At 52.1% G+C, this 2330-nt stretch carries 5 protein-coding genes; 2 read left to right on the top strand and 3 right to left on the bottom strand.

What is annotated here, in order from left to right; all coding sequences use genetic code 11:
- On the bottom strand, positions 1–337 hold a 337-nt coding region (locus tag C0V97_RS07955; RefSeq protein ID WP_127102092.1), incomplete at its 3' end, for a monooxygenase family protein.
- A gap of 58 nt (positions 338–395) precedes the next feature.
- On the opposite strand from C0V97_RS07955, the gene C0V97_RS07950 reads away from it, so the two are divergent.
- Together C0V97_RS07950 and C0V97_RS07945 are read left to right on the top strand one after the other, a co-directional pair.
- Positions 396–947 carry a TetR/AcrR family transcriptional regulator gene (locus tag C0V97_RS07950; RefSeq protein WP_127102091.1) on the top strand — a complete coding sequence of 184 codons (552 nt, stop codon included), beginning with the start codon at positions 396–398 and terminating at the stop codon, positions 945–947.
- A gap of 130 nt (positions 948–1077) precedes the next feature.
- Complete coding sequence (locus C0V97_RS07945; protein WP_127102090.1) at positions 1078–1662, top strand: hypothetical protein; 585 nt, start codon at positions 1078–1080, stop codon at positions 1660–1662.
- A 136-nt stretch (positions 1663–1798) separates the two neighbouring features.
- On the opposite strand, the gene C0V97_RS07940 is transcribed toward C0V97_RS07945, so the two are convergent.
- Both C0V97_RS07940 and C0V97_RS18330 read right to left on the bottom strand, forming a co-directional pair.
- Complete coding sequence (locus tag C0V97_RS07940; RefSeq protein ID WP_127102089.1) at positions 1799–2065, bottom strand: hypothetical protein; 267 nt, start codon at positions 2063–2065, stop codon at positions 1799–1801.
- Positions 2058–2330, bottom strand: a 273-nt coding sequence (locus C0V97_RS18330; RefSeq protein WP_158625375.1) for a hypothetical protein, incomplete at its 5' end; no start/stop codon positions are given. The genes C0V97_RS07940 and C0V97_RS18330, both read right to left, overlap by 8 nt.

The following is a 2330-nucleotide window of genomic DNA, read 5'->3' as shown; positions in this document are numbered from 1 at the left end:
CACGGGCGTGATAGGTTTCATGCCAAAACCCCGCCCCCGCCGTCATCTCTCGTATACGGCGCCACCAGTCGGCATGCGGTTCGCTGCGCGTAAAACGCTCGAGCGCGTCCATATCGCGCCAGTATTGACGAAAGCCGATATGCGTCAAACTGAACCTCAGGCCCTCGTCAGCGAGCAGACCATCTGGGCGATCACGAGCAATTTGCGCCAATCCCTGCCCGATCCGTCGCATCGCAAGCAGGCTGCGCCAGCCTCGCATCCGAAAACCGAGCATGATCATCACGAGATCGGGATACGCAGAAAGGTCAACGGATTGGCGGTTGATTGCGGCTTGCATGATGCAGCTCCATGGCGTTTACAATGTAAGCGTATTGAGTTTGGTATACATTGTAAACATGAATGATTCCGTTTCCAGCGATCTGCGGACACGCCTTGTCGCCGCAGCTTTGGCGTCTCTCGAGCGAGGAGAGGCAGTGGGGCTGCGCGCCGTAGCTCGCGAAGCTGGCGTGTCAGCTATGGCGCCCTACCGACATTTTCGAGACAAGGAGGCTCTTCTGGCCGCTGTAGCCCTGCATGGCTTCGAGACGCTTCGCGTAGTATTGCTGGCCGCAGATCAACAGCCGGATGCCCAAAAGGCCCTGCTCGCACAGGGCGAGGCCTATGTCGCTTTCGCCCGGAAACAGCCTCAGCTTTTCCGCCTGATGTTCGCCGGACATGATGGCGGGCCCCCACCTGTCGAAGACAATGCATATGGCGTTATGGTCCGACGGGTCCAGCAGGTCGCACCCGATAACCTGGAGGCCGCGACACTCGCCTGCTGGGCCGCTGTTCACGGCCTCGCCACGTTGGCTCTCGATGGTGGACTATCGCCTGCTGGATCATCCTGCGAACGTGCGGCCATTATGCTGGTGATCAGAGGGTTGTGTAGGGGTGGTGCTACTGAGTGAGGAAGAACAGGAAGCGTAACGACCGACCGCTCCCGCCTTCGTTGCGGACCTAGAGTTACGTTCAAGACGGCTTTTGGTGTAACATGCTATCAGAGGTTTTTACGCGTGCGAAAACTTATGGAGATAAAAAATGGACGAAACCAAGATCAATAAAATCACTGATAGTGGTGAATTTAGCGACTCTGCGTTTTTGGAATATGTTAAAATGAAAAGGAAAGCATGCAGTGGCTTTATGACATTCGCTGAGATGAAGAAAAGATTCCATTGGTATTATAAAGCAATAACCGAAATAAATAATGTTTTTTCATCTATTGATTCTTACCCGGTTATTTTAAGAACCGAAACTGGAAATATTATTTTGGATAAATTTAATTTTTACATTGAAAATCTGACCATAACAATGATTGACATAGATAAATTCAATGAAAAATACCAAAATGCTTCTATCAGTGATATTGTTTCAAATGAAACATCGGAAGGACTAAAATTTATCTTGTCAAAAGAAGAATTGCCGACTGATATTATAGTGAAATCTAGAAGAATCGTATGTTCTCTACGTGTTGATTCTGATCATGATAAGGTTACATTTCCTCGGTCTGGATCTGATAGGTTTGGCGATTACGTTATAAATTCTGATGCGAGGGCTGATAATTTGCAAGAGCTCAAAAATATACTTATGCGGGCCGTTACTGAATTTTCAATCTCAAAGGAGTAGAAGTTTGTGATATCCAAGATTATTATGACAAAAAAATATAAGTAAACATTGCTTGCTAACTTAAATCAGTAATATGCATATTCTTTGCGAGATAGGTCCAAATGTGAGCTGACATTCCGCTGTCCCCCATTTCGGCCTATCGGGCCGCCACCGAATCGGCTCGACGAAGGGCCTCTCGCAGCAATCCATTCTGCTCTCGCAATTCCTCGATCAGCTCGAGATTGACCTTCTCCCTTGCCTCTAGATTATCCACGCGGGCATTCAGCCGGTCGATCTCCTCCTGCTGCGACGCGATGGTGGCCTTTGCGCTCGATGCCCCGAAGCCTATCAGCCAGCGGATGGTGAAAAGCAGTCCGCCGATCACCGCGACCCACCAGGGCTGCGGGGTAAGGTTCTCAGGCATTGCCCATTCTCCCCAGCGCTGCCCGCACATTGAGCAGCGCAAGCGCGCCATAGGCCGCGATCGCGGGCACCAAGGCAGCCGGGGCGATCAGCCCGCAGGCGATAAACGCCCAGGCCGTAAAGGCCGCAATGGCGGCGGCCCTGCGCAGCGGGCGGTAATTGCACACTGCCCCCACGATCTGCGCCCCGCCCGTCAGCCAGGCGAGCAGGGCATAGACCAGCGCCGGATCATCGGCGCGGGGCAGAATGGCGAGCAACGCCCCAAG

The sequence above is a fragment of the Asaia sp. W19 genome (genome assembly GCF_003994335.1).
Lineage (GTDB): Bacteria > Pseudomonadota > Alphaproteobacteria > Acetobacterales > Acetobacteraceae > Asaia.
This window is presented reverse-complemented; position numbering and strand designations above follow the sequence as displayed.

Coding starts and splice junctions, on each gene's coding strand:
- C0V97_RS07950 (WP_127102091.1), top strand. CDS start 396: ATGAATGATTCCGTTTCCAGCGATCTGCGGACACGCCTTGTCGCCGCA.
- C0V97_RS07945 (WP_127102090.1), top strand. CDS start 1,078: ATGGACGAAACCAAGATCAATAAAATCACTGATAGTGGTGAATTTAGC.
- C0V97_RS07940 (WP_127102089.1), bottom strand. CDS start 2,065: ATGCCTGAGAACCTTACCCCGCAGCCCTGGTGGGTCGCGGTGATCGGC.